Source organism: Kurthia sp. FSL E2-0154 (assembly GCF_038003625.1).
In the GTDB taxonomy this organism is placed as follows: domain Bacteria; phylum Bacillota; class Bacilli; order Bacillales_A; family Planococcaceae; genus Kurthia; species Kurthia gibsonii.
In genome coordinates this window covers 947,074-971,785 of sequence record NZ_JBBOPO010000001.1, presented here as the reverse complement: position 1 = coordinate 971,785, position 24,712 = coordinate 947,074, and the positions used below count along the sequence as shown (strand labels likewise).

Sequence of the window (24,712 nt, the reverse complement as noted above, 5' to 3'; positions counted from 1 at the left end):
ATGCATTCATTATACCATTAAGTCGATTGTCGTCTGTTTATAGAATGTTTTATTTCTTCTTTTTGGGCGTAAAATACACTTCATTTTAAAAGAAACAGGACTTTTTCCTTTCTATTCTAGTAAATGGATAAAATGGTATACTACATACTTGGAGGTGTTCTCACTTTGAAAAAAACATTTTTATGGATTGGACTCATTCTATTCATCCTCTCAATTGGATTAAATGCGACATTACTGTATGATCAAAAGCGTTTAGACGACCTTGCAGCCCGCGAAGAAATCCTCACTGCCACAGTCTTTGAATTGCAGCGACTAGGTTACGATGAAAAAGACATTCAGTCTATTACAACTGAACATGATGATTTTTTACTAAAAGGGAAAGCACCCGAACCATACGACTATATCGTCTATGTTGAAACAACAGATGCACCAAATGAAGTGAAAGTCTTTACATGGGCAGATACAAAGCACTCTAAAGTTATTTTAGAAAAATAAAAAAGGAATGATTCACGATGTTATATACAACCATTCGTTTCCCCAAACTTTTGATTCACTCATTTCTTGTACTTGTTCTCATGAACTTCCTCGCGTTAGTTGGTCATGACTTAGCAACACTGCTATTCCATCATCGGTTTGAAAAGAGTGATTCACTCATTTTAGTCCTCTTTCTTATTTGGCTCATGTTCGCTTTACACAACCCGCGTTATCAAAAGCACACTTCTTCTTGAAGGTGCTTTTTTAGTATATCTTCGTCCCGAGAAATATTTATCATTAAACATAAATATACAACTTCCCCTTTTTATTCTATAATTTACTCTAACCTATCCCTTCATTGTTTAGTAAATTCATTTTGCGTGAATAATATCTCTATACATAATATAGGATAAGTTGTTTTGGAAAGGATGTTTGTTTATGGATGTTTATCTGTTTTTAATAGCCATATCCTTTGTGCTATTTTTTTGTAGCTTTGTTCTTCACCACGTAAATCCAACTAGTCTTTTTACAGGTTTAGCTATTTTACTATTCATTTTATCAGTTGGACTAATTTTCTTCGCTACTCTATTAAACCATTTTGAACGTTTTACTTTTTGGCTGATTGTTCCTATCGCTATTTTCTTTCTTATACTAGCTGTATTTTGGCTTTTTATTTTAGTTATTATGGTATTTGTGAATACACGTGCTGTTTTAAAAAGAGAACGTTTTTCAATCGGCAATCTACTTCCTTTATTTTCACTCATTGGCTTTGTTGTATTAGAACTTATTTTATTCTTGTTACAACATTATTACGGTGATGTTCGAGTTGTAAAAATGATGCTTGTTTTTATTCATTCAACGATTGGTTATATTATTTTGCTTTTTTCTCTTTATACATTTACAGCTGTTTATTATAAATGGATGCCTACTTTTAAAAAAATCGACTATATTCTCATATTAGGTTCAGGTTTAATTAAAGATCAGGTAACGCCTCTACTTGCAGGACGTATTGATGCAGGCATGCAATTTTTTAAAAAGCAAAAAGTAAAACCTACGATTATTGTTTGTGGGGGAAAAGGTGCAGACGAAAACATCTCGGAAGCCGAAGCGATGAAAAAATACATTGTGGAGAATTATGAATCAGATCTACCTATTTATTTAGAAAATCAGTCTACAACGACTGAAGAAAATATTCAATTCGCTGAAAAAGTCGTACAAAAACAAGATCAGCGAGATTTAAAAAAGGCAAATGTTGCTATTGCCACAAGTACGTACCACCTTTTACGTGCTGGAAAATTAGCACAACAACTCGGAATTCGAGCTTTTGGTATTGGTGGTAAAACAAAACTTTATTATATTCCTACTGCTTTTATTCGTGAGTTTATAGGGTATATAGTATTGAAGAAAAGAACAAATATCTTAATTGTGTCGTTTCTTCTATTATTCGCTATTATTAGTAATCTATTTTAAGGGAGGTCTATGAAATGAAAAAAATCACAACATTTACTTTAATTACAGGAATTATTTTTATTGCATTTGGGATTTTCTTTTTAGTAAAACCTGAAATCGCATTGAAGTCTATGGTCCTAATCGCTGCTGCACTTGCAGTTATTAAAGGGATTTTTGATATTTTCAATTATCTATTCTCACGTAAAAAATCAAATAAACCTGAAACCTCTAGTCTAATTTCTAGTTTATTTATTTTAGCTTTAGGTATCTTGCTATTTTTTAATACCGATTTTGGTATTCTATTTACTGGTTTCTTATTTGCACTTTGGTTTGCAATTGAATCAATTATGACATTAATTACGTTAAAATATTTCCGTGTAAAAAGCAGCCCAGCTTTTTATATCATTTTAGCCTTTACAATTATTGCGCTTGCTTTAAGTGTATTAATGTTTATCCGTCCGTTCTACTCGGCAATGAGCTTTACAATTTTAACAGGAGCTTATTTCTTAATTCAGGGAATTGTCTTAACAATTATTTCGATTAATGTTCGATCTTGGTTCTCATTTAAATAAGTGTGGATGTAAACTATAAAATATTCAATCTATCTTTTTAACATTCACAATAAAAATCCGAAATCGTAAGGTTAAACGATTTCGGATTTTTTCTATTTAGATATGCTTTATATATGTTTTTATTCTTATAGACTAGCGAGCTATATTTAAAAATGCATAAAAGTCATCTTTTTCTACAACATTTAAAATACATGGTTGTTGTTCTTTTTCTTCTAAAAATTGGTGTTCCTCTGGATAGTCATGCATAACGTGTTGACGTAGGTACGGAAGTTTTTGCTGTGCTGCTTGTGAACGGCGATTTTGTGTACGTGCCCCTAAAAATACACGTTCTAAACCATATGTATCAAAAGCGAGTTTTAAAATCTCACATTTTGCACGTTCATTATAGCCCCTCCCCCAATATGGTACACCTAACCAACTTCCTAAATGACATGATTTTTTCTGTTGATCGATGTACATTAAAGTCGTAACACCAATCATTTGATAATTATGAAATACAAGTCGTGAACAGGTCGTACCTTCCTTTTCACTTTGTTGCATCTTTTGGATAAATTCTAAACGATTTTCTAATGTTTGGTTTACTAAACCAAGCGCATCTGCTACAAGTGGATCGGATGCAAGTTCATGAATTCTAACAGCGTAATTCACGTGATGTGGCTTTAAATTAATCATAAAAACTCCCTCCTTTAATTAATTTGTCATTATATAGAAATACGGTTCTACTGTCTATATGGAATCAAAAATGATGTTTTAAAAGTCGAAAAATACCATCTTTTAAAATAAAAATGGTATTTTTGACGTTATTCATTCTTTTTTAGATACTATTTACTATCTTGAATGATACTTTCGACATCTACTACAATTTCATCTTTTGGTACATCTGTAAAGCCGCTATATGTTTTAACGACATGACCTTGTTGATTCACAAGGGCAAAGGTTGTACCATGTGTCACTTGATCCTCGCCCGCTGTTTTTTTCACAAGTGTTTGAAAAGACTTCACCGCTAACTTTTCGATATCCTGTTGTGTATAGCCTGTTAGTAAATCCCACTTCGATTCATCTGCTACTTTATAATTTTTTAAATAATTCGCTAGTTTTTTCGGTGTATCGACCTCTGGATCAACACTAAAACCGACAATACGATAATCTTCAATTCCTTTTTCTTTTAAGGCGTCTTGAATATCTGCCATATTCGCCATCATCGGCTGACAAACTGTTGTGCAACTCGTAAAAATAAATAGTGCTAGCCATGGTTTCCCTTGTAAATCATCTAATGTAACCGTCTTATTTTTATGATTTGTGTACTGGAAATTCTGCACTTCAATATCTTTTTCTGCTTTAAAGTTTGTTGTTTTACCACAAGCTGCAAGCAATATACACAAACAACTAATTCCGATTAATATCTTCCATTTTTGCATCATGTCACTCCCTTATCCCTCACTATCTTACAATTTCATACAACAACTGGCAATCATCTTAAGAGGAATGTTTGATTAATTCAACAAGAGCATCATGAATCGCTTGTAGACGCGCTTCTACTCGGTGTAAGAGGTAGAAAGCAACAACTGCTGGAAAACCGATACTCTGTATAAATGTCATCCATTCTTGCATATTTTTCACCTCTTTCTATAAAAAAAGAGCCATGTCCAAAAGACACAGCCCTTTTTATTTTATACGATCACTGGTGTAGTTGTTTGCTCCACAATCTCTGCAGATGCAATAGAATCAATTTCACCTGCTTTTGGCTTAAATACACCGCCTGCTTTAATCGACTCCATCACTGTGCGGACTTCTGTCTCTGTTACGTCTGCTTTTACGCCATCTACCGCAACAACGAATGTTCCTTTGGGTAGTAAATTAAACGTCATTTTCAATACTTTACTCATTGTGTTTTCCTCCTTTTAATTAGATTGTTTTAGTTGTGACGATTTCTGCTTGAACTACTGCATACGCTGATAATGATGTAATCGCATTTTTTACAGCTTCAATTTCTGTAGTCGTCGCATTTTCATGAATGTTGCCGAATGTACGGGTTTGTTTTAATTGCTTATCCCCGTCCATTCCTACTGCATACTGAACTTTTAAGCTTGCACTTTTGAATGTTGCGGCCATGTGTACCACCTCCTTTCAATCACTACATAGAACCCGGTTTCATAAAGGAGACAATATTGGGTAGAATATTTCAAAAATGGGGTGTATCACTTGGTTTACCGCACAAAAAGAGACCGTTTTTTCATCGGTTTTATTAGTATTACATCGATTATTTTATTGCTTTCATTCCTTTTACCAATTCCCTTCGATCATACATTACAACTTCAGGATTTAAATATTTTAGCTGTTGTTTTATTTAGTGTAATCGGTTTATATTTGTCCCTTTCAAACCAATAGATTCCCTTTCGCGCGACCATTTGTCCCTTTCAAACCAATAGATTCCCTTTCGCGCGACCATTTGTCCCTTTCAAACCGATGGATTCCCTTTCGCGCGACCATTTGTCCCTTTCAAATCGATGGATTCCCTTTCGTGCGACCATTTGTCCCTTTCAAACCGATGGATTCCCTTTCGCGCGACCATTTGTCCCTTTCAACAGCGACTTTTCCCTTTCGCGCGACCATTTGTCCCTTTCAACGGCGACTTTTCCCTTTCGCGCGGTCTTTTGTCCCTTTCAACGGCGACTTTTCCCTTTCGCGCGGTCTTTTGTCCCTTTCAACGGCACAGATTCCCTTTCGCGCATGCATTTGTCCCTTTCAACGGCGACTTTTCCCTTTCGCGCATGCATTTGTCCCTTTCAAACCGATAGATTCCCTTTAATAAAAAAAAGCGAGCTACATTTCCTATAGGAAACATAACTCGCTCGAAAAAACTCGATTATTTTATTGTTCTACTTTTTCAAATGTATGTAGCGGTATTTTCTTTTCTAAACGCTTGTATTGCCATAGCATCGCTAAGCGCCATGGTAAAATCATTGAAAAGGCTAGAATCCAGAACAGACCACCTAATTCACCTAAGTGGAATTCGCCACCTAAATAGATTTTCGCAATTGTACGGAAAGCAAGTAATCCCATTAGTACAAAGAAAAATGCTTTTGACGGTTTTAAAAAGATTTGCTCATCTAAAATATGAAAACGAGACGTCTTAATTAATAGAATGGAACAAAGCATACCGACTATAACAGATGTGATAGTATGATCCCATGAAACACGGAAATATGGGAAGATAAACATCAAAGCTCCTGTTGCCATACCAAGCGGCGGAATAATTATTTTTTTGACTGTTGCAGGTTTTTTGGCTGACTTTACTCGAATGAGCATCATCATCGTTCCCATGAATACGACTAAAACTGTTGAACCAATTAGTACATATTGAGAAGGAATCGAATTAAACATATGACCCTCTCCTTATCTTTACACTAAATTACAATCATTTGACGAATAATACGTTTAAATTGTTCATGATCAAAAGGTTTCGTCAAAAAATCTTTTGCACCGTTTTCAAGTGCTTTAATGACGACTTTTTGTTGCCCTAGAGCTGTTACGACAATAATTTTAGCACTTGGAAATTCATTTACGATTTCTTTTGTAGCATCCAATCCTGATAATACGGGCATCGTTACGTCCATCGTAACAAGATCTGGCTGTAATGTACGATACAGTTCAATTGCTTGTTGACCATTCTCAGCCTCTCCGACAACTTGTAAACCACATTCAACCGCTAGTGATTTAACAGTTTCACGCATAAAAACGGTATCGTCTACTACTAATAAAGTTGTCAATCTGTCCACCCCTTTTATCGTTTTATAATATACTACTTTTCACTATTTTTAGCTAGTTAAAAACCAATAAAATCGCCAAAAATCGGTGACAATAAGCGATTAAAAATCGTCATCGCATTAAAGAAAATAATGATTCCAAGTACAATCATTATGTACCCGCCAACTTTGACTAATTTTTGACCATTTCGCTGAATCCAACCTAGTCTTGTGACAAAGAATGATAAGAAGAAAAATGGTAGTGCGAAACCAATTACATATGCCAGCATATACCAAATTGCTGCATCTGGATTCGATACGCCAAGCGCAAAAATCCCTGCTAAAATTGGTCCTGTACATGGTGTCCAACCCGCTGCGAACACAAGTCCAATAAGCGCTGAACCAATATAACCTGCTGGTCGACTCTTTAATTCAAATTTTCGTTCCTTCATTAAAAATTGTGGTGTGAAAATGCCCGCTGTGACTAAACCAACAATGACAAGTAAAATCCCACCGAATTGACGAATAATCTCGTCATATTCTCTAAATAAAGAGGAAACAAATGTTGTACTAAAGCCTAACGCAATAAAAATCAATGAAAAACCAAATAAAAAGAATAACGTATGTAAAATGGCTTTTTTTTGCATCAAGCCTTTTCCTTTTTTAATATCACCAAACGATACCCCTGTTATGTACGAAAGAAACGCAGGATACAATGGTAATGTGCAAGGTGAAATGAAACTTAAAAACCCTGCTCCAAACGCAATGAGCAAATTCAAATCTGTATTCATATTCCTCTCCCTTCAATTATAAAACAAATTCTCCAAAAATTATTGTATTTTCTTGATACTTTACAAGTAAAACTGCATATACCTCAATAATAAAGAGTTATACACAGTTTGGCTAGGAAATCGCTTTATTCCCATAGGCTCTTTTTATATTTTTCACATGTTCTAGCTTGGTTTCCTCTGTTGTCAGTTGCCATGAATCAAGTTGAATTTGAAGTGCATGTACTGAAATCTGACTTGGAAGCGCTAGTAAAATATCATATAAAAATACTAATTGCGTTATTTTACAAATATATGTGTTATCTGCTGGCATCGAATCTACATGCACATCTGCATCACGCCCAAAGACAATGACAGAGTAAATAGGTTTAACTGAACCGATTAATGCAGTTAATGCTCGAATATGCGTCGCATTTTGACGTATAGGACTATAAAAACGCTGATCGAACGTTTCGCTAAACGATTTTGTCCACTGTGAATCATGAATTGTTCCATATATGTCCCCTGTATAATTTTTTGATTCAAATACAAAAATACCTTTTTCATGAACCATTAATACATCAATTTCTGTCCATTTATTTTGTGGAAGTGGAATGTAAAAGTTTTTGTATAAAACAAATTGTCCAGGTAACTGTGAAAGAAATTCGACGATTTCATTTTCTAATGCCTCGCCTCTTTGCTCCGCCGTTACAACCTCTACTTCATCTTCTTGAAAGATAGAATCTAAAGGCTTTTGTCGATGGTACAGTACGATGAGACTGCTAAAAATGCAGAGGGTTAATAAGATGATGAACATAGCTGCGTCCTCCTGTATAAACTCATCATACCCCGAACATACGTACAGAATCAATCTTTTGAAATAATATTATTTCAATAACAATTGTAGTGCTCTAAAGTCTGTCACAACTTCGTCTGCCATATGTAATTCCTGCTGCTGTGCAAAGTCAAATGCTACATCAATTGCTTTAAAGTGATTTTTGTGTGCCGCTTCAAAATCTGAAAATCGATCCCCAATAACAGCTCCTTCTTCCAATTGCTGTTCTCGAATAATACGCGCTACTAAATCTGCTTTATTCCCTGATGACTCGACATCAATACTGTATACGGCTTGAAAATATCTTTGTAACTGATACGTATCAACAATAGCCTGTAAATAAGTTGTTTGACCGTTACTTGCAATAAATAGCGGATCTACTTTTGATAATGTACTCAACACATCTTCTACACCGTCATATAAAGCTCCTTGTCGATTCTGAATACAACGAATTAATGCATGCTGAAAAAAATCATTATTCACTTGGTGTTGTAATTCCGTATGTAATGGACAGAGCGTTCGCCATACTTCTGGTAAAGGCACACCCATTATCGCTTCATAAAGTTCTAATGGCGTCTCTCCTTCCCATAACCCTTTGTCACGCAACATTTGAAAAGTTTCTTCTAGTGCTGATGCTAAAATTAAGTTCGTTTGAAACAATGTACCATCCATATCGAAAATATACCCTCTCATGTAACCTCTCCTTTTCATTACACATATTTTACCATAATAAAAAAACAACTCCCCTCTGGAAGTTGCCTTTTCTGGAACATATGTATGTCCCGTTTGGAACTCATTCCCCTCTGTGAATTACCTTCCAATCTATTTCAAAACATTGTACACGATGGAGCTAGCAAAAGTTTCTCCCTCTGGCATCCCTTTTGGTGAAATGGTGCGACATTTCGCATGGTTCGCGTTCCCCTCTGTGAACAGACGTTCCATGTCTTACTTATAACAATGTTTTGGCGTGTTGAATTTGTTTTGTTACTTGTTCAAAGCCTGTGCCACCTAATGAATGACGACGTTTGACTGCTGCAACAGGTGCTAATACATCATAGACATCTGCTTCAAGCAATGTACTTTCTTTTTGCATCTCCTCTAATGGCAGATCCAGTAGATAAATGCCTTTTTGAATACATGTAAACACTAACTTTCCTGTTACTTCATGTGCTTCACGGAATGGCATCCCCTTCGTTGCTAGATAATCTGCTAATTCTGTCGCATTTGAGAAGTCATTATGAACTGCTTTGTGTAGCACTTCTTCATTGACAACCATCGTGCGAACCATGCCTTCAAAGATTTTTAACGAGCCAACGACTGTATGAAGTGTATCAAACATACCTTCTTTATCTTCTTGCATATCTTTGTTATATGCAAGTGGAATACCTTTTAATACGGTTAATAACCCCATTAGGTTACCGTATGTACGTCCTGCTTTACCACGAATCAATTCTGCCATATCTGGATTCTTCTTTTGTGGCATAATACTTGAACCAGTTGAGAATGCATCATCTAATTCAATAAACTTGAACTCATCTGTCGACCAGATGATGATTTCTTCTGCAAAACGTGACAAGTGCGCCATTAGCAGTGAACTATTTGATAAGAATTCTACGATGAAGTCACGATCACTTACTGCATCAATTGAATTTTGATATACAGCTGAGAAACCCATTAATTCGGCACTTAATTCACGATCAATCGGGAAAGTTGTACCTGCTAATGCGCCCGCACCAAGTGGCGATACATCAATACGTTTCATTGATTCTGTAAAACGTTGTTGGTCGCGCTCTAGCATCCAGAAATACGTCATCAAGTGATGTGCGAATGAGATCGGTTGTGCACGTTGTAAATGCGTGTAACCTGGCGCAATCGTATCAATATGTGCTTCTGCTTGTTCTACAATCGCTTGTTGCAACTTCTTAATCAGTGCAATCACTTCTGTGACACGCTTCTTTAAGAATAGATGCATATCTGTTGCAACTTGGTCATTTCGACTACGACCTGTATGGAGTTTACCTCCAACAGGACCGATTAAGTCGATGAGCATTTTTTCAAGATTTAAATGAATATCTTCGTGTTCCACTTTGAATTCAAGCTCTTGATTTTCTGCTTTTTCTTGTAATGTGTGTAGACCTTTTAAGATGGCATCTACTTCATCTGCTTGTAAAATACCGCATTTACCAAGCATCGTTACGTGAGCGATACTGCCTTCAAGATCCTCTGTAACTAGTTGTTGGTCGAAACCAATCGATGCACCAAATTCGTCTACCCATGCTTCAGCCGATTTTTGAAAACGACCGCCCCATGCTTTGCTACTCATTATGCTTTACCTACTTTTTTACCGTTAACGATTGCATTAACTTTTGTTGGAAGGCCCCATAATTCGATGAAACCAACTGCTGAATTGTGGTTGAACTCATCGTCTTTTGTATACGTTGCAAGTTTTTCATCATATAGTGAGTTCGGTGATTTACGTCCTTCAACTACTGCATGACCTTTGAATAAACGCACACGAACTGTACCGTTTACATATTGTTGTGTATCTTTAATGAACGCTTGGATTGAGTTACGTAATGGTGAGAACCATAAACCATTATAAATTAGCTCTGTTAATTGTTTTTCAACAACTGGTTTGAAATGCGCTAATTCTTTTACAAGTGTTAAATCTTCTAATTCTTTGTGTGCAACAAGTAGTGTGTGCGCACCAGGAATTTCGTAAACTTCACGTGATTTAATCCCTACAAGACGGTTTTCAATGTGGTCGATACGTCCAACACCATGTTTACCAGCTAATTCATTTAATTTTAAAATCAGTTCTGATAATTTATATGATACGCCATCTAATTTTGTTGGTACACCTTGTTCAAACTCGATTTCGATTACGTCTGCTACGTCTGGTGCATCTTCAATTTCAACTGTTAAATCATATGCATCTTTTGGTGGTTTTGCCCATGGATCTTCTAAAATACCACATTCATTTGCGCGACCCCATAAATTTTGGTCGATTGAGAATGGTGAGTCTAAGTTGATTGGAATTGGAATATTGCGGTCTTTTGCATATTCGATTTCCTCTTCACGACTCCAGCCCCACTCACGAACAGGTGCTAATACTTCTAAATCTGGGTTTAAAGCGTTGAATGCAACTTCAAAACGAACTTGGTCATTACCTTTACCAGTACAACCATGTGCTACTGCTGTTGCGCCTGTTTGTTCTGCGATTTCAACTAATTTTTTCGCGATTAACGGACGCGATAATGCTGATACTAATGGATATTTTTGCTCATACCATGTATGTGCTTGTAAAGACATTAATGCGAAATCTTCTGCAAATTCGTCTTTTGCATCGATTACGTATGATTCAACTGCACCAACTTTTAATGCTTTTTCTTGAATATGTTTTAAATCTTTTCCTTCACCTACGTCTAAGCAACAAGCAACTACTTCATAACCTTGTTCTTGTAACCATGTAATTGCAACAGATGTATCTAAACCGCCTGAATAAGCGAGTACGACTTTTTTCATTTTTATTTCCTCCGATTCGTGTTGTGTATGTTTATACGTTTTTATTTTATATTTATGCACTTATCATAGCATGGTATTTTTATGAATGCAAGTGTATTTTCATGTATTTTGTATTTGTTTTAAAAAAAGGTTTAAAAGCCTTTTAAACATTGACTTTTAAACCTTTTTTATCTCTATTCTTTTTATGCATATTTTGTGTTTATTCATGCATATTTGCATTTTTCTATGCAAAATGACGTGATTCAATCACTTCTATTAAACTTTTTTCAAGCGAGCGTAATTCTTTATATAGAAAGTATAGCGATACATTCGGTAGTGGAAAGCTTTGAAAATCGTAAATATTCAACCTTCCCTCCATCATATCTTTTCGTAAGATGAGTTTTGGTAAAAAAGAAATCCCTAACCCATCGCGAATAAACTTCTTCACCGCATATGAATGCGATAACTGAATTTGTTTACACGATGGATAATGGCGCGCCACTTCTTTTTGAATGTAAGCAAAGTTCGTTGGATCATGCCCTGTGAAAAGAGGATATTGTTGAAACAATTCATGTTCTTCAATAAATACGCCCGTCTCATCGTCATATTGATCGAGTGGATAAGCGAGTTGTAATGGGCTCTCCACAAATAGATGACTACGCACACGTTTTGATCCAGGCTGTACTAAACCAATCGCCAGTTGAATATCTCCTGCTTCTATTAACTGTTCCATCTTCTCCGACTCTTCAATCGTAATCGAAATTTCATACTCAGGATGTGTACTAATAAATTCATATAAAATATTTGGCAAAATCGTTTCCACCATCATCGGTGTAATGGCAATCTGACACTTCTCAATAACACCCTTTTGTTGCAGAGCAAATGTTTGCAAACTCTCATCCCACTGCTGCTTCATCTTTTTCGCTTGCACTAAAAATAATTTCCCTGACTCTGTTAATGTTACGCGATTATTTTCGCGCTTGAATAATGTCGTATTCAAAGCATCTTCTAACTGTTTAATATGCACCGTAATACTCGGTTGCGATAAGTTTAATTGTTCCGATGCCATTCGGAAATTTTTATACTTAGCTGCAACTAGAAATGTTTCAATCCAACGATACTCCATCTCGCCACCTCTTTACTATTTTTAATTAAAACATTTAAATATATTTAATTTTATTAATCATTCTTTTATTTTACTATAAAAGTAGTAAAAATAATCGGAGGGAAGCTTATGACAAGAAATTTGAAAGGGATTTTTGAACAATTTGCCCAGCAAGAGTGTCACAATTCAAGTCCATTATATGAACAATTGTCTTATGCGATTGCACAAGATGAAGCGATTTTGCGCATTGCTGCCCAAATTCCAAAAGAACAACCCATTCCGAATTTGCTCTTTGCCTCTGTTCAATATTTATTGATGACACAAGAACATCCACTGCGTGCATTCTATCCACGTTTTACGGATTTTGTACAATCACCGATGGAAGCGTTCCCACATTTTAAAGATTTTGTCTTAACACATACACAAGAACTTGCTTATCTTTTTGCAACAAAGCGAGTTCAAACAAATGAAGTAAGACGTTGTGCTTACTTGTATCCAATGCTTTGCGATATTTTCGAACAACATAAAAAGCCGCTCGCACTCATTGAAGTTGGCACAAGCGCTGGTTTACAGCTCGGTATCGACCATTATCAATTCCGTTATGGCGATACAACAGTTGGCGATCAAACGAGTTCACTGACATTACAAAGTGATAATCGCGGAGAATCTTTACCAAAAAGTATTGCCAAACCTTTTGAAGTGGCGACACGAATTGGTATCGACTTACGTACGATGAATGTAAATGAGGAAGAAGATTTAGATTGGTTGAAAGCACTCATTTGGCCTGAACATACTGATCGTCTACAACTACTCAATCAAGCTGTACATATTACACGTGAATTACCGATTCAATTAGTGGATGGCGATGCAACGAAGAAATTACAACGCATTGCAACGCAAGTACCTGAAGAAGAAATGCTTGTCATATTCCACACATATGTCGCAAATCAATTCTCTCCTGAAGCGAAGATGAATTTGATGCAGTCACTTATTGCGATTAGTAAAACACGCCCTGTTTATCATATTTACAATAATTTATATGATGAACAACTACACCAAGATTTCTTACACGAACATCAAATCGAAGAAATTCGTCGTATCGACCAAGCGGAGAGTCACGCGCGCTGGTTCAAGTGGAAGAATTAAATATAGTCATTTAAAACATAGAAACCCCCGTATGATTTTGACATCATACGGGGGTTGTTTATGTTGATTGGGTTCTGCTTCGAAAAAAACAATCATTCCACACGTACATGAAACGCATACCAAGCGTCGCCGTCTGATGTGTTTTTTTCTTTTTGATTCGTCCAATCTGCTTGAAGAATATAGAAGTACGTGCCTTTTTCTTTTGGGGCAGTAAAGCGTGAATCTTTAAAGTTTGAAACGGGTATTGGTTGGTCTTTTTTCACTTGTTCAAGTGCTACTTCGTCTGGTTGGCGTTTTAAATCGACTTGAATCGCTAGTTCGGCTTCTGGTTGAACAACAATCGGCTGTTTTCCGTTCAATAGTTCTTCAGGGCCCGCTTTATCTGCACATTCGCCACTACCTGTTGTACCGCCTTGCCAGCAATATGAACCAAGTTCCGTTTCATAGTTTTCTCCGTCTACTTCTACTGTCACTTTCGGTGGGCTACTACCAAGTTCTGTATTGTTCGAACAACCTGCAAGTAATAAAAACACCACACATAGCATCATATACTTTTTCATCTATACACCTCTTTTGTTTAATATTACCAAAAAGAGTATAAAAAGCAATGTAGCTTATTTTTTATTAAAAAAAGGTTTGCCAATCGTTTCGACAATAGACGGTGCAAGTGCATATAGCTTACTCGAAATCCCCATATACCACGGGATATTACATTCTCTTTTTTTCGTACCAATCGTTTGAATCGTCTTTTTTGCGACTTCTTCAGCTGATAATAGCACGCTCCCCATCTTTTGTCGGTATGTATTCGTCGCATCTGCATGGTCTAAAAACGGACTATCAATCGGACCTGGGTGAATAACCGTAATCACTTTATTGGGTTGTTCTAATCGTAGTGCATTCGTGTAACCAATGAGTGCAAATTTTGTCGCTGCATAGACAGAAGCTTTCGGTGTTGCAACCTTCCCTGCTTGCGAACCGATAAAGATGAACTGCTCTTTTACAATCGGTAGAAGTTCCTTCGTTAACTTCATCGGTGCTGTGACATTGAGTGCAATCATCGCATCTATGTCTTCATCTTTAATCTCGTGTGCATATGAGAATGTACCAACACCTGCATTTAAAATCGCTACATCTACTTCTGGTACATTTTGAATGAGGTGCTTACGTTGGTGGTCATCTGTTAAATCTGCCGGAATAATATGCGCTCCTTGTTGTTGCCATTCATTTAAAATCGCTTCATTTCGCCCTGTCAGCCATAATTCATGCGATGTATGAATTAATTGTTTTACGATTTCATAACCTACACCAGACGTTGCACCTGTAATAAAAATTCGTTTAGGCGCGGACATAATGTAATACTCCTCGTTCATCGCTCGTTTCAACAATATGACCGAGTGATTGTAAATAATCCACCTGTCCAACTGTATGCGACAATGTTAGGCCGAGTTCTGTTTCATATTTTGTTGGGAAAATTTTCGCAGACAATTCATAAACTGTAATCGGACCTAATTCCTCAATGATTTGTAATACTTTTAGCGCGCGTCGATGTTGACGTTCCAATCGTTCTTCAATCAGTGCATGTGCATCTAAAATCGGCGCACCATGTCCACTGTGTACAATTTCTACAGGTAAATCCAATACTTTTTTCAGTGATGCATTATATTGAAGAAGCGATTTCGCACGTGGATTATTCGGCATTAACGGTGGTTCAATGAGTGGATTCGATACCGTATGCGAAATCAACAAGTCGCCACCTAACAATTGTTTTGTATCTTCATGCCAATAAGCTAGATGTGACTGCGCATGCCCCAATGTTTCAATCGCATACAACCCTTTATGACCAGGTACTTCATCGCCCTCTTTTAAAATACGAGTTAGCGGTCTTGTCCCCATCATATGCGGTCGTCTCGTCATACGCTTTGGCCACTCAAAAAACTTTTCAGGTACACCTTCAATTTGTAGTTGATGCATATAAAAATCATAGTGCGAATCGATAAAGACAGGATCACGACGCAACCAGGCATCATTATAAATATGCCCCATGATTTCAGCATTTGGAAAAGCATCCGTCCAACCGATATGGTCGGGATGATGATGCGTTAAAATTACTTGTTCAATATCTTCTAAACGATAGCCCTCTTGCTTTAACCCTGCTCGAATCGCCTCAAGTGCTTCGTCTGTTTTTGTACCTACGTCTACAATGGATAATGCATCACCCTTTAATAAATGGCAATTCACACTTCCAACGGCGAAGGGTGTTGGTGTTTCAATTCTTTTTATCATGTGACAATCCCCTCTCACTTCATACTGAATGGTTATTCATATGATTATACTGAAATCTTGAATGGTTGTCATCTACCAATGACAGTTGACAACCTGTTGTAAAGAAACTATAATCACTTTTATATACTAATGCATTGATGAAGAATAGTATAGCAGACATCCCTTGCGAAAAGAGAGTGTGATCATCGGCTGAGAGTCACATGGCAAAATGAGCTAGAACCTACTTCTGAGCAGTTCTGAAAACAGAACCGTATACTCTGCGATAAAGAGTCTGAGCGTACTCTATTTTTAGAGTAAATCAAGGTGGTACCGCGGAATCCAAGCATTTTCGTCCTTTTTTCATAGAAGGATGGAGAATGCTTTTTTATTTTTATTATTTTAGAGGAGGCGACATGTATGCAAACAATTGTATTCGCAGGTGCAGGTTCAATGGCAGAAGCAATTATTCAAGGATGGGTTAAAGAGGAGGTTGTAGTCCCGCCAGCCATTCATGTAATGAACAAGTCGAATGAAGAAAAACTCGCGAAGCTCGCGAACAGCTATGGTGTACAAGTTGTTTCAGACCGTCGCGCGATTTTAACCAAAGCAGATTGTGTTATTTTAGCAATGAAACCAAAAGATGTGATGGCAGGGATGAACGATTTAGCCCCGTATTTACGAGAAGATACAGCCGTATTATCCGTTGTTGCAGGTACGAGTATTGAGACGATTCAAAGTATTTTAGGTAACCGCCCTGTTGTACGCGTCATGCCAAACACATCGGCAACAATCGGTATGAGTGCGAGCGGTATGGCTTTTAGCGAAGAAGTATCGGATGAGTTGAAAGCTACGTTTAAAAAGATGTTAGAAGCGATTGGACTCGTAATTGAGGTGAAAGAGGAAGAACTTCATGCGATTACAGCACTTTCAGGTAGCGGCCCTGCTTATTTATATTATTTAGTCGAGGCATTTGAACAAGCAGGAATGAAATACGGTCTAGAGCAAGGCACAATTCGCTCACTCGCTGTTCAAACGATTGCAGGTGCTGCTGAAATGTTGAAACAATCAAACGAAGAACCTACCGAACTACGTCGTAAAGTGACAAGCCCAGGCGGCACAACAGCAGCTGGTATTCAAGCACTTGAAAACCACCACTTCAAACAAGCTATTGAAGCTTGTATTGATGAAGCTACAAAACGCTCGATTGAATTAGCAGCGGAATAAGAAAAGGACTTTAGCAGATCAAATTGTGCTAAAGTCCTCTTTATTATGTGTATTATTTATTTTAATGACTATCTCTAAATTGCACCCAATGATTTCATTACAGCATCAATCGGATCAGCATAGAAAATAGGTTGAACTTTAATTAGTAAATCAGAAGGTACTGTTTGGAAATCTACTACTGACGAAGCAGGTATCAACACTTTTTTCGCTCCTGCATCTACACAAACTTGAAGTATATTAGGCAATTCTTCGATTTTTTCAATAGTTCCGCCAACTGTCATATTCCCTAATATAATTGTACTTTCTTGTATAGGTCTCTCTAATGCACCTGAACATAATCCTACTAATTCTGCAACAGACACTTGAGGTGCTAATCCAATCCCCTGTAAGTCTGCTATATGCATTAAATAGTCTTTGGTTTTAATCGCAATGGATGCACTTATACTTTTACTATTAGCTGTGAAATAACGATATGCTGTATCTAAACTCTCTTTAACAGCACGATTTGAACCTACACCAGACTTTTCAAATTTCCCTGAACCTGAGACTACTTGATTTTCTAGCTTAAATATACCAATCATTCCAGATTCATTAGCACCAGCCGTATAAACATGCCCCGCCTTACTTAAACCTTCTGGAATTAATTTACCGCCACCTTGTTCTGGTATAGATACATACAACTCCTCTAAAGATTCTTTATCAATATATGAGAACATGACATCGTAAAACTCCATACCACCAATTTTTTTCAATTGTTCTTTTACACGACGACGCCCTTCAAGTGCATATTGAAGTACTTCTTCTACATCTTCTTTCAAGAATTCATTGTGTGGATAAAGTAGCTTCATCAAACCAGATACAGTCTTTCTTACACCAATTACATCACGTTGGTTTAAATTATTTCCTAATTTAAAGTAAGTATCGATTGCATCACTAAAAGAACGTTTACGCATCTCTCTAAAGTATTCTGCTAAATAATCTACAATAAAACCGTAACGATCCGTAAAGAAATCTGGACGCATTTTAGGGATTTCCCAGCCTGGTAAATAATAATGCATACGATCAAAGAAAGCAGAATCATTATTCATCCCTTCTGGGAACGGCGCAAATAAATGAGAAGTTTTAATGAGTGAATCCACGCTTTGATTAATATTCCCTACAAAGACCATAGATGCAGAAGCTGTTTTCTCTTCTTTACCACGTGCAAATGAGCCACTTGCCATGTAATCCTTCATAATTTGAATCCCATCTTTATCTTTAAACTTTATACCTGCAACCTCGTCAAATGCTACAACATCCCACATACCAACCAAACCTACAGTTCTAGAAGACATATTGTAAAATAAATTGGCAACCGTCGTCTGACCACCCGATACTAAAATAGAATTGGGAGAAATCTCTTTATACACATGTGATTTACCTGTGCCACGTGGTCCTAATTCACACATATTATAGTTATTTTCTACAAGTGGTACTAAACGCAGTAATAGATGCCATTTCGCACGATCATCTAATTGTGTTGGCTCCATCCCTGTTGAACGAATGAGTATATCCATCCATTCCACTTTTGTAAATGCTTTACGACCATCGATAATTTCATTCAAATCCATATTCGGCATTTGAATAGGTTTTAAATTTGCTATACTAAATGGACTTAAATTCCTTTGTTCTTCATCAAAAAAATAATCAATTTTTAGCATACACCAAATACCACCAGCTAATAATTTATCAAAGTCTTTGACATAAGATGCTGGTACAGGCACTTCTTTTAAACCTAAATTCGAAAACTCTGCTTCATATAAATCACGTTTTGGGTTAAGTCGTACTGTTACCTTATCAATAATTGAATATTGACCAAGCTCTCGAATTTTACTTTTGATTTTTTCTGCTTCATCAGGACGAACAAAATTATCAAAAAGAATATTTTTGACACGATGAATCCCTTCTTGAATACTCTCTTCATCATCTGTAGCACAATACATCCCTAGTAAATATTCCAACACATATACTGGAACATTGGCACCCTCTTTAATGAGTTTTGTTAAATCTTTACGCACGACGCGCCCTGCAAAAACTTCATTTAGTTTCCGATCTAATTCTATTGTATTCACTTCATGTACGTTATCCAATATCATCCCTCCTTACAACTAAAAATCAAAGTCACTTACAATACTCAAATTAATTTCAAATGGAATACGTTCAATTTCTACCCCTGTTTCCTCATCCTTCATCATTAAGTAATACGATTTACTACGATCATATGAAATGTTTTTCAATGCAAATCTTAATCTGAATTCACGCTCTGCAGGATTAGAAGAAGTACGGTCGCCAATGACTCTTTCTTCATTTGATAAACTTTGGTTCTCGTCATCTACCATATACATAATTATGATACGAGGTTTTAACTTCTCGCCAACCTTCTCCGTTTGGAAGAAATTCAAATTAAATATACGATTTGTTATTTTACGCATCGTACTTGTAAGCTTAATATCGACTTTAGAAATTTGTTGGACGCCTTTTTGACCTGCTCGTTTATTTTTAAATGATAGTAGGGGTACCATAATTTCCTGCAAACTTGTACCGCCATGCACAAAATTCACTCCCGCTCCTTGAATGCGATTTCGAATTGTTCCCATTGGTACATACGCATAAAGCTGATGTTCATTTTGCACAATTGATGTTAAATCAACTTTAATTTGTCCATCGATTTCTGCATTTTCTTTTGATAAAGCGTAGCGTCTTGATAATTCAACTGCATCGATTTTCACCTTTTCAATTTTGTCACTTTCATCTAAAGGTTCACGCTGATATAAAAAGCCATGATCTGCTGTAATATAGATATTGGTCCCGCTTAAATCATCCCGAATCATCTTAACAATATCCGATAATTGATTGAGTGCTTTTTCAACTGCATCAAATGTATAAATTTCTGTGGACGCCTTATCACCTGTACCATCAATTGTATCGTGATAAATATAAATCAGCTTTTTACCTTTAAAGGTTTCACGTCTGCCCGCCTTATTCATGTTCATCATATCCTGATAATAAACAGCCATACTATCGGCAACTGCATTTTCAATAATTGCTCGACGATTTTCGATTCCAGCAGTACTTTTACCATCCACTAATACTTTCATAGATTCATTAAAGTCCAATTTTTTATGCGGTAATAACGAGGCCATACCGAGTTTTGTAACAGATGGAACTCCACTTAACATCGTTTGAACTGTACAAGAACCAAGTGTTTCTGAATTTAAACGATTCGCTAATTCGACACCAACTTCATAGCGAAAGGCATCTGAAATAATTACAAATGCACGTTCACCTTGACGTATATGAGACGATACGACGGATGAATAAAAATCTTGCTGATTCACCACACCAGGCAATGACCAATCTTCTGTCATTTCAGTCTTCACAGCTTGTGACCAATTAGTACTTAACTCACCTATGAACCAATGTGTATATAGATGCTCTACTAAATCTTTTAGCTTTTTCAAAATCTCATTGTTACTTTCTGCATCATACGCTACATAAAACTTTCGGTAATATGTATCCATTACATAATACTTACTTTCATACGCTTTATAGATTTCAGACGCTTGACCAGAAGGGATACCTTGTCGATGCTCCGTATAAAACTCCTGCATTTTCACGCTGTAATATAAAGCATCATAAATCGAAGCATAGTATTCATAGAAGTGTTTCGCTCTTCGTAACTTAATCAGCTTAATATATTCTTCAAAGTCTTCTCGTCCTTCTAAAAGGCTGTTCGCAATATAAACAATGATGGCCTTATCCACGTACTGAAATGTATCTGCTTGCTTAAATTCATCGATAGGGATTGACTGTAACACTTTCGGAAGTTGAATTTCCTGCTCTACCATCTCTACGTACTGATTGTATAATACATAGTCTGCTTTATGATGCATCCAGTGATCCATAAAGACCAATGCATTTGTTTTATTACGAGTCGCAATAAAGTTCTTTATAGACGTTAAATATTCTTCTGATACACTATGACTAAATGCAGTCACTGCTAAATGAATAAATAAAGTTTTTAATGTTGGACTTTCACGTTCATAACCATACATATTGGCTACATAACGCCAAAATACAGCAACATCAAAAAACTTGCCCATTTGCTGTAAATATTTATTTTCAGCATCATCCAATGTATCTATCAGTACCGTTTTTAAAATCTCTTCGAAGTCAAGAACCTTCACGTTGCATAATACGCTCATAATCGCGAGCTCAATGGACTCCTCGCTGTACGCTTCCATATCAACTGCTTGAAACTTACGGTAACGCTCCTTATTCTGGAAGAAACGCTCGTATTTCTTTACAACACCACGTAATGCTGAATCAATTTGTAGGTCATTTAAAATAAGTGATAGCCGATCTGCGTAGAATGTTGTCGAATAAAATACGATATCCGCTAACCAATTATTTTCTAAACCTAATTCAATATTTGTGTAAATTAAATAGTTAGATGTTGTATCCTCTTCTTCCAATAAATACTTCATATAAAATTGATTATTATCCAATAATGTTTGGACCTTAACTCCATCCAAAACAAATTGCTCAATTTCCTCAATAAACTCTTCATCCTTATCTACCCAAAAGACAATTTTACGCTGTTCGCCGTCTCTTAACGGCTCATTGAAAATGTCTTGTAATGCAGATGCTATTTGTTCGATATTCAATACATATCACTACTTTCTTTATCTAACTACTGAAAAAATGATTTCTGCCCAGACCATTGAGTTCGTCTATGTAGCCCTGCAATGTTTTCAGCTGACGTGTTTTATAACCCATCTGTTCTCTATAAAATCTTGTGTCTTGTTCTGGATTTTGTAATCTTAATTTTTCAAGCTTACCCATTTCCTGTATGTCATAACGAGTTTTGTAAATTAAAAATGCGCCTGTATAATCGCTTATATGGATTTTCTTAATTTTATCGTCTTCGCCATCCCATTTATATAAACTAATTTTTTGATGGAATTTTTCTAAGTTATTATTATGAATGAGCGTACGGTATATTAAATCACTTTTGACTAACTTTGAAACACTATCATCATCAACAGTGTCACTCTTATATTGAGACTCAAAAAGAAAAATAATAATGCCCATAAAAACATCAATTATTTGTAATAATGTACTCTTCTCAGAGGAAGCTTGAACTACATCACTGACTTTATAGCCTTTATTGCGATAGGCGGAATGTGCGTTCATTTGCTCTTCTAATTTACGCTCTAAGTCGATTTTCTCGTATTCACTATTTTCATCAATAATGATTTGAACCCGCTTGCCTACTTCTATATCACGAGTCAGACCATAAAATAGCCTTTCAGGAAGTTTTACATAAAACAGTTCACGCAATTGTGTCATTGTTAGGTCCATTTGCTTCGCAATTTTTTCAGCATCTTCTTTATTTACAATCATTAAATTTACTTTAATATCTTGATCTAATACATAATTTAACGCTTTAAAGTACTTTCCAAAATGTGTATCACTTGTATAATCAACAAAATGAATTTCACTTTTTGTCTTTAATTGAGTATTAATTTCTTCTACGGTATTATTAATATTATACATTGTAGCTGTTGTGATTCCTAATGCTCCATAATAAGAATATATCCCATTAGGTTGATCTAATTTGTTTGATTCATCAAAAAATATTTTATAGTTCATAAAGTCCTCTCCATTTCCAATTAGCGAATGTTGACATTTCAACATCATGCATAATATAATGGTGACATCATATAATAATTTATGAGCAACTTCTTTCCCCGCTATCATTTGCAGGGCTGGAATAGCTCTTTTAAAACCCTTTCCCCGCTACCATTTTGCAGGGCTGGGGTTTTTTGTTTTGCTTAAATAACGAAGAAGGTAGAAGTTATAGCTGAGATTGCTATACTTTCTACCTCAAATTTCTTTAGCAATAAAATTATTTTGCCAAGCTCTCTTCAAAAATAAAATTTCTATTATTTTTAGTAGGAATCAATTTATAAAAATTACATTCCAAATCTAATGCAATTTCCTTCAATAGCTTTTCATTTTCACCATCACATCGATTAGTAATATAAATAGCAGTTGGCTTAATTGGCATTTTTATAAAACTTTCTTTTTCTATGAAAATTAATCTCCATTCTTTTTCATAAGCCCAACTAATATGTTTAATTAAATTCTTGTAAAACAACAAACGGAGCAACGGGTGAAATTGACCATTCGATGCAACTTCTATTAACTTTTTCAATACACCCGTAATATCCTCTCTTTCCTCTCTATAAATGACTGGATAAAGAAGTTTAGTAAAATCCGAATTCATACCTAACTGTTTAAAGTCATATTCCACAGCAAACCCTGAACCGCTTTCAGCATAATTCCCCCATAACGGCAAATTATATAGTTCGCTACTAAAGCACGTTACTTTTAATGGTGTTAAAGCTTCTCTAAACATTTTGTCTATTTCTTTATCTAAAGATTCACCATTATAACTTAAACCCTGAGTTTTTGAAAATTCAGCAAGTGTTGCGGTATTCCAGAAAACGCCTAAACAATCAAATGGATCATTAAATCTTTCTGCTTCACTCATACGGATGTGATTTTGTTTCAATGTGTCCAGTCTTGCATCTGAAAATTTTTCAAATCGAAATAATCGATTTGGGATATGCTTATATTTTTTGTTATAAAAAAGACTTAAATCTCCTCTAATCCCATCCATTAAGAAGTCATAAATAATCGCATTTGTCATCAAATAATAGCCTCTCCTGCCACTTAAGTCTTATATTTAATAGTTCGTCCAGTTTCTTCTTTTCCTTATTTCATACTTCGTATGTCCTCCATAAAAGCCCCTGAAAAATTCACTCAAATAAGGATATAATTCGAAATTAGATTCTATTTTAAGAAGCTTATTTACAAGTTCGCTAATTAACAAATAAGTATAATAAACCGCATATTCTTGAACGTATGCATCCATTTCAACTCTATCAATAAAATCAGCAGTATTATCAATAATATTATTTTTTTCGTTAAAGATCATAGCCACGCTGTTTTCATTAATATAGCTTTTCAATTCTTGGATTCCATTATCCCTTGAGGTTTTGCGCTTTGGGTTATGCCGTAAAATCTCTTCTTGAATAATTGCCCATTGAATAAGTGGATCAATATTTTGTTGTTTTCCAGTTAAAGCGTCTAAATTATAATATCTTGTTGTTTTCGCAAATTGTGATAAGCATTTTAAAATGCTAAATAAAATATCATTCATATCCGCGTCCGAGTGACGAAACAGCTCTATTTCATTGATTCTTTCAAACATTTCAATTAGATCATGCCCATAATCTTTTAACACTTTATTATTTGGAAACGAGTTATTCGTACCTCTATAATTCTCGTTGATTATAAGCTTCATTAGTCGTTCTAAACCTATAGAAAGCTGAAAAAAGGCTTGATAATAGTCACCTTTTGCATAAATATTTGCTCTACAAAGTGCATTTAATCCATACCGTATTGATGAAGAGGCAATATGTGCTTCTTTCAATAATAAAGCGACTTGATCTTGTTTGATGTTCATTATGCTCAACTCTCCATTGGCAATAAATTATCGCCGAAATTCCATAAAACAA

General features: G+C 35.8%; 27 protein-coding genes and 1 other annotated feature. Of the genes, 6 read left to right on the top strand and 21 right to left on the bottom strand.

Features of this window, described 5'->3' with window-relative positions:
- The first annotated feature begins 165 nt into the window (after nt 1-165).
- From MHB75_RS04665 to MHB75_RS04655, 3 genes are all read left to right on the top strand, one after another.
- On the top strand, nt 166-495 hold the full coding sequence (locus tag MHB75_RS04665) for a hypothetical protein (RefSeq protein ID WP_340996155.1): 330 nt from the start codon (nt 166-168) through the stop codon (nt 493-495).
- A 417-nt stretch (nt 496-912) separates the two neighbouring features.
- Complete coding sequence (locus tag MHB75_RS04660) at nt 913-1,944, top strand: YdcF family protein (protein WP_340996153.1); 1,032 nt, start codon at nt 913-915, stop codon at nt 1,942-1,944.
- A gap of 14 nt (nt 1,945-1,958) precedes the next feature.
- Nucleotides 1,959-2,495, top strand: coding sequence for an HdeD family acid-resistance protein (locus MHB75_RS04655; protein WP_340996150.1), 537 nt, complete (start codon nt 1,959-1,961; stop codon nt 2,493-2,495).
- A gap of 132 nt (nt 2,496-2,627) precedes the next feature.
- On the opposite strand, the gene MHB75_RS04650 is transcribed toward MHB75_RS04655, so the two are convergent.
- The 5 genes from MHB75_RS04650 to MHB75_RS04630 all read right to left on the bottom strand — a co-directional run bounded on the left by MHB75_RS04650 (nt 2,628) and on the right by MHB75_RS04630 (nt 4,607).
- Nucleotides 2,628-3,167 carry a GNAT family N-acetyltransferase gene (locus MHB75_RS04650; RefSeq protein WP_141273585.1) on the bottom strand — a complete coding sequence of 180 codons (540 nt, stop codon included), beginning with the start codon at nt 3,165-3,167 and terminating at the stop codon, nt 2,628-2,630.
- A 149-nt stretch (nt 3,168-3,316) separates the two neighbouring features.
- Nucleotides 3,317-3,913 (bottom strand): SCO family protein, encoded by a 597-nt coding sequence (locus MHB75_RS04645; RefSeq protein WP_307723174.1) that lies wholly within the window; start codon nt 3,911-3,913, stop codon nt 3,317-3,319.
- A 58-nt stretch (nt 3,914-3,971) separates the two neighbouring features.
- On the bottom strand, nt 3,972-4,106 hold the full coding sequence (locus MHB75_RS04640) for a YvrJ family protein (protein WP_087680623.1): 135 nt from the start codon (nt 4,104-4,106) through the stop codon (nt 3,972-3,974).
- Nucleotides 4,107-4,165: 59 nt separating this feature from the next.
- Nucleotides 4,166-4,381 carry a DUF2922 domain-containing protein gene (locus MHB75_RS04635; RefSeq protein WP_141273591.1) on the bottom strand — a complete coding sequence of 72 codons (216 nt, stop codon included), beginning with the start codon at nt 4,379-4,381 and terminating at the stop codon, nt 4,166-4,168.
- 19 nt (nt 4,382-4,400) lie between these two features.
- The gene (locus MHB75_RS04630; protein ID WP_141273593.1) at nt 4,401-4,607 is read right to left on the bottom strand and encodes a DUF1659 domain-containing protein; all 207 of its coding nucleotides are present in this window, start codon (nt 4,605-4,607) and stop codon (nt 4,401-4,403) included.
- 90 nt (nt 4,608-4,697) lie between these two features.
- Between MHB75_RS04630 and MHB75_RS04625 the strand changes: the two genes are divergently transcribed.
- Complete coding sequence (locus tag MHB75_RS04625; RefSeq protein ID WP_340996146.1) at nt 4,698-4,883, top strand: hypothetical protein; 186 nt, start codon at nt 4,698-4,700, stop codon at nt 4,881-4,883.
- Between the two features lie 483 nt (nt 4,884-5,366).
- Here MHB75_RS04625 and MHB75_RS04620 read toward each other — a convergent pair whose 3' ends face one another.
- From MHB75_RS04620 to MHB75_RS04585, 8 genes are all read right to left on the bottom strand, one after another.
- Nucleotides 5,367-5,879: a CcdC family protein gene (locus MHB75_RS04620; RefSeq protein WP_068453664.1), complete on the bottom strand. Its 513-nt coding sequence runs from the start codon at nt 5,877-5,879 to the stop codon at nt 5,367-5,369.
- Nucleotides 5,880-5,902: 23 nt separating this feature from the next.
- Nucleotides 5,903-6,265, bottom strand: a complete 363-nt coding sequence (locus MHB75_RS04615) for a response regulator (protein WP_087680471.1) — start codon at nt 6,263-6,265, stop codon at nt 5,903-5,905.
- Nucleotides 6,266-6,321: 56 nt separating this feature from the next.
- Nucleotides 6,322-7,032, bottom strand: a complete 711-nt coding sequence (locus tag MHB75_RS04610) for a cytochrome c biogenesis CcdA family protein (RefSeq protein ID WP_068453666.1) — start codon at nt 7,030-7,032, stop codon at nt 6,322-6,324.
- Between the two features lie 112 nt (nt 7,033-7,144).
- Nucleotides 7,145-7,825 (bottom strand): nuclease-related domain-containing protein, encoded by a 681-nt coding sequence (locus MHB75_RS04605; protein WP_340996142.1) that lies wholly within the window; start codon nt 7,823-7,825, stop codon nt 7,145-7,147.
- A 69-nt stretch (nt 7,826-7,894) separates the two neighbouring features.
- Complete coding sequence (locus tag MHB75_RS04600; RefSeq protein WP_340996141.1) at nt 7,895-8,536, bottom strand: HAD hydrolase-like protein; 642 nt, start codon at nt 8,534-8,536, stop codon at nt 7,895-7,897.
- 256 nt (nt 8,537-8,792) lie between these two features.
- Nucleotides 8,793-10,166 carry an argininosuccinate lyase gene (gene argH / locus MHB75_RS04595; RefSeq protein WP_285216321.1) on the bottom strand — a complete coding sequence of 458 codons (1,374 nt, stop codon included), beginning with the start codon at nt 10,164-10,166 and terminating at the stop codon, nt 8,793-8,795.
- Nucleotides 10,166-11,368 carry an argininosuccinate synthase gene (locus MHB75_RS04590; protein WP_445666994.1) on the bottom strand — a complete coding sequence of 401 codons (1,203 nt, stop codon included), beginning with the start codon at nt 11,366-11,368 and terminating at the stop codon, nt 10,166-10,168. Before MHB75_RS04590 ends, argH begins: the two co-directional genes overlap by 1 nt.
- Nucleotides 11,369-11,591: 223 nt before the next feature.
- Nucleotides 11,592-12,473 (bottom strand): LysR family transcriptional regulator, encoded by an 882-nt coding sequence (locus MHB75_RS04585; protein ID WP_068453673.1) that lies wholly within the window; start codon nt 12,471-12,473, stop codon nt 11,592-11,594.
- Nucleotides 12,474-12,581: 108 nt separating this feature from the next.
- Here MHB75_RS04585 and MHB75_RS04580 point away from each other — a divergent pair, with 108 nt between their 5' ends.
- Complete coding sequence (locus MHB75_RS04580) at nt 12,582-13,598, top strand: DUF2332 domain-containing protein (RefSeq protein ID WP_068453674.1); 1,017 nt, start codon at nt 12,582-12,584, stop codon at nt 13,596-13,598.
- Between the two features lie 92 nt (nt 13,599-13,690).
- Here MHB75_RS04580 and MHB75_RS04575 read toward each other — a convergent pair whose 3' ends face one another.
- The 3 genes from MHB75_RS04575 to MHB75_RS04565 are packed head-to-tail and all read right to left on the bottom strand — an operon-like array spanning nt 13,691 to nt 15,881.
- A complete protein-coding gene (locus tag MHB75_RS04575) occupies nt 13,691-14,158 on the bottom strand; it encodes a hypothetical protein (protein WP_340996138.1) in 468 nt (155 codons plus the stop codon).
- 54 nt (nt 14,159-14,212) lie between these two features.
- Nucleotides 14,213-14,947, bottom strand: a complete 735-nt coding sequence (locus tag MHB75_RS04570; protein ID WP_141274885.1) for an SDR family NAD(P)-dependent oxidoreductase — start codon at nt 14,945-14,947, stop codon at nt 14,213-14,215.
- Nucleotides 14,934-15,881: an MBL fold metallo-hydrolase gene (locus MHB75_RS04565; RefSeq protein WP_141274884.1), complete on the bottom strand. Its 948-nt coding sequence runs from the start codon at nt 15,879-15,881 to the stop codon at nt 14,934-14,936. Before MHB75_RS04565 ends, MHB75_RS04570 begins: the two co-directional genes overlap by 14 nt.
- Nucleotides 15,882-16,006: 125 nt before the next feature.
- Nucleotides 16,007-16,220, top strand: a binding site (T-box leader).
- Between the two features lie 57 nt (nt 16,221-16,277).
- Here MHB75_RS04565 and proC point away from each other — a divergent pair.
- Nucleotides 16,278-17,084, top strand: a complete 807-nt coding sequence (gene proC, locus MHB75_RS04560; RefSeq protein WP_340996134.1) for a pyrroline-5-carboxylate reductase — start codon at nt 16,278-16,280, stop codon at nt 17,082-17,084.
- A gap of 74 nt (nt 17,085-17,158) precedes the next feature.
- Here the strand turns inward: proC and brxL are convergent, their stop codons facing one another.
- The 5 genes from brxL to MHB75_RS04535 form a co-directional block, all read right to left on the bottom strand.
- A complete protein-coding gene (gene brxL / locus MHB75_RS04555; protein WP_445666993.1) occupies nt 17,159-19,213 on the bottom strand; it encodes a protease Lon-related BREX system protein BrxL in 2,055 nt (684 codons plus the stop codon).
- An 18-nt stretch (nt 19,214-19,231) separates the two neighbouring features.
- Nucleotides 19,232-21,790, bottom strand: a complete 2,559-nt coding sequence (pglZ, locus tag MHB75_RS04550; RefSeq protein WP_340996131.1) for a BREX-1 system phosphatase PglZ type A — start codon at nt 21,788-21,790, stop codon at nt 19,232-19,234.
- A 22-nt stretch (nt 21,791-21,812) separates the two neighbouring features.
- Complete coding sequence (locus MHB75_RS04545; RefSeq protein WP_340996129.1) at nt 21,813-22,778, bottom strand: DUF3800 domain-containing protein; 966 nt, start codon at nt 22,776-22,778, stop codon at nt 21,813-21,815.
- A 256-nt stretch (nt 22,779-23,034) separates the two neighbouring features.
- Nucleotides 23,035-23,841, bottom strand: a complete 807-nt coding sequence (locus MHB75_RS04540) for a DUF2971 domain-containing protein (protein WP_340996128.1) — start codon at nt 23,839-23,841, stop codon at nt 23,035-23,037.
- A 36-nt stretch (nt 23,842-23,877) separates the two neighbouring features.
- Nucleotides 23,878-24,660 (bottom strand): hypothetical protein, encoded by a 783-nt coding sequence (locus MHB75_RS04535; protein ID WP_340996127.1) that lies wholly within the window; start codon nt 24,658-24,660, stop codon nt 23,878-23,880.
- Nucleotides 24,661-24,712 lie beyond the last annotated feature (52 nt).